The 2,740-nt window shown below is 64.1% G+C and carries 2 protein-coding genes; both read left to right on the forward strand.

The features are described 5' to 3' along the window. Window positions 1-201 precede the first annotated feature (201 nt). Window positions 202-1,671 (forward strand): amidophosphoribosyltransferase, encoded by a 1,470-nt coding sequence (purF, locus tag EOA22_RS29965; protein WP_013532528.1) that lies wholly within the window; start codon window positions 202-204, stop codon window positions 1,669-1,671. Between the two features lie 43 nt (window positions 1,672-1,714). After that, window positions 1,715-2,455 carry an SDR family NAD(P)-dependent oxidoreductase gene (locus EOA22_RS29970; RefSeq protein WP_013532529.1) on the forward strand — a complete coding sequence of 247 codons (741 nt, stop codon included), beginning with the start codon at window positions 1,715-1,717 and terminating at the stop codon, window positions 2,453-2,455. Window positions 2,456-2,740: the final 285 nt, after the last annotated feature.

A 2,740-nucleotide genomic window follows, 5' to 3' on the forward strand; every position in this document is an offset into this window, starting at 1 on the left:
GACGATACCAACACGCCGGCGCCTGACGACAATGACGCAACACCACCGGCGAACAACGCCCCGGCCGCTCCGGCACCGGCGGCACCGGCAAACTGACGCCGAAAAACGGCGTCAGGATCTGACGATGGTGTGAACGACTGCACGGCCCGCGTTGCTTTCGGCGCGAACCCGCATTATATGGCGATTTTAGCGGAGCTTAAGATGGCAGACGCAGACGACGTGCTTTCCGCCGAGGCCGACGACCATTTCCACGACGAATGCGGTGTGTTCGGCATTTTCGGCCGGCAGGACGCTGCGGCCATCGTTACATTGGGCCTGCATGCGCTGCAGCATCGCGGCCAGGAAGCGGCCGGCATCGTTTCCTATGACGGCAGCCAGTTCCATGTCGAACGCCATGTCGGCCTGATCGGCGACACCTTCACCAAGCAGCGCGTCATCGACAGCCTGCAAGGCAACCGCGCCATTGGCCATACGCGCTACGCCACCACGGGCGGCGCCGGCATGCGCAACATCCAGCCCTTTTTCGCCGAATTGGCCGATGGCGGTTTCGCCGTCGCCCACAACGGCAATCTGACCAACGCCATGACCGTGCAGCGCGCGCTGCAGAAGCAAGGCGCGATCTTCTCCTCCACCTCCGATACCGAGACGCTTTTGCACCTCGTCGCCACCAGCAAGGAGCGCGATTTGAACTCGCGTTTCATCGATGCGGTGCGGCAGGTCGAGGGCGCTTTCTCCCTGGTGGCGATGACGGCCAAGAAGATGATCGGCTGCCGCGATCCGCTCGGCATCCGGCCGCTGGTGCTGGGCGATCTCGACGGCGCCTGGATCCTGGCCTCTGAAACCTGCGCGCTCGACATCATCGGTGCGCGTTTCGTGCGCGACCTGAAGCCCGGCGAGATGGTCGTCGTCACGTCCAAGGGCATCGAGAGCCTGTTCCCCTTCGAGCCGCAGAAGACCCGCTTCTGCATCTTCGAATATGTCTATTTCGCGCGGCCGGATTCCTCGGTCGAAGGCCGCAACGTCTATGAGGTGCGCAAGCGTATCGGCGCCGAGCTGGCGGTCGAAAGCCCGGTCGAGGCCGACATCGTCGTGCCGGTGCCGGATTCGGGCACGCCGGCGGCGATCGGCTTCAGCCAGGCGGCCGGCATTCCCTTCGAGCTCGGCATCATCCGCAATCATTATGTCGGCCGCACCTTCATCCAGCCGGGCGATTCGATCCGCCATATGGGCGTCAAGCTGAAGCACAATGCCAACCGGCGCATGATCGAAGGCAAGCGCGTGGTTCTGGTCGACGACAGCATCGTGCGCGGCACCACCAGCCAGAAGATCGTGCAGATGGTGCGCGACGCCGGCGCCAAGGAGGTGCATATGCGCATCGCCTCACCGCCGACACGCGCCTCCTGCTTCTACGGTGTCGACACGCCGGAGAAATCGAAGCTCCTGGCGTCGCGCATGTCGATCGAGGAGATGGCCGAGTTCATTCGCGTCGATTCGCTTGGCTTCCTCACCATTGACGGGCTCTACCGCGCGGTCGGCGAGGCCAGCCGCGACAACGACCAGCCGCAATTCTGCGATGCCTGCTTCACCGGCCAGTACCCGACCCGCCTGCTCGACTTCGAAGGCCACGACAATGTGCGCACGCTGTCGCTGCTGGCGACAAGCGGGACGTAGGCCGGACCGCCATCAGCGTTAGTCAATTCCCGGAATCCATCGCATGACCCTCGACCTTTCCGGCCGCGTTGCGGTCGTCACCGGCGCCTCGCGCGGCATCGGCTATTTCATTGCCAAGGAATTGGCTGCCGCCGGCGCGCATGTCATTGCGGTGGCTCGTACTGTCGGCGGGCTGGAAGAGCTCGACGACCAGATCAAGGCGGCCGGCGGCCAGGCGACACTGGTGCCGCTCGACCTCGCCGACATGGCCGGCATCGACCGCCTGGGCGGCGCCATCCACGAACGCTGGGGCAAGCTCGACATTCTCGTCGCCAATGCCGGCGTGCTCGGCGTCATCTCGCCGATCGGTCATGTCGAAGCAAAAACCTTCGAGAAGGTGATGACCATCAACGTCACCTCGACCTGGCGGCTGATCCGCTCGGTCGACCCTCTGCTGCGGCTCTCCGATGCTGGCCGCGCGATCATCCTGTCTTCCAACGCCGCGCACTCGGCGCGCGCCTTCTGGGCACCCTACGCGGCATCCAAGGCCGCGGTGGAGACGATGATGCGCTCCTGGGCGCATGAGACGCAGAGCCTGCCGCTCAGGGTGAACGCCGCTGACCCCGGCGCCACCCGCACCGCCATGCGGGCCCAGGCAGTGCCGGGCGAAGATCCCGAGACGTTGCCGCATCCCTCCGAGATCGCCAAACGCATCGTGCCGCTGGCCAGCCCGGACCTGAAAGAGACCGGATTGATCTTCCAGGCCAAGCACAATCGCTTCGTCGCCTATAGGCAGCCGGAATAAAAGTTGAGCCTTTTTTTTGACGCATGTCGGTTTCCCAAAAACCGCTGCGCACTTTTAAGCGACATGCGTAGGGATTAAACAGGCCTCCGGAAACGTTTCTTCGACGTAGTCGAAGCCCAAACCGGAGGAACCACCATGCGCAAACTGCTTCTCGCCACCGCGGCCATCCTGATCGCAGCCGCGGGCGCCGCTTACTCGCAAGATGCCAAGATGAGCTTCTTCGTCACCAGTGTCGGTTCCGGCAAGGGTGCCGACCTCGGCGGCCTCAAGGGTGCCGACGCGCAT

The sequence above is a fragment of the Mesorhizobium sp. M7A.F.Ca.US.014.04.1.1 genome (assembly GCF_003998745.1).
GTDB lineage: Bacteria > Pseudomonadota > Alphaproteobacteria > Rhizobiales > Rhizobiaceae > Mesorhizobium > Mesorhizobium ciceri.

Excerpts from the sequence above, each read along its gene's own strand:
- purF (WP_013532528.1), top strand. The coding sequence starts at position 202 with ATGGCAGACGCAGACGACGTGCTTTCCGCCGAGGCCGACGACCATTTC.
- EOA22_RS29970 (WP_013532529.1), top strand. The coding sequence starts at position 1,715 with ATGACCCTCGACCTTTCCGGCCGCGTTGCGGTCGTCACCGGCGCCTCG.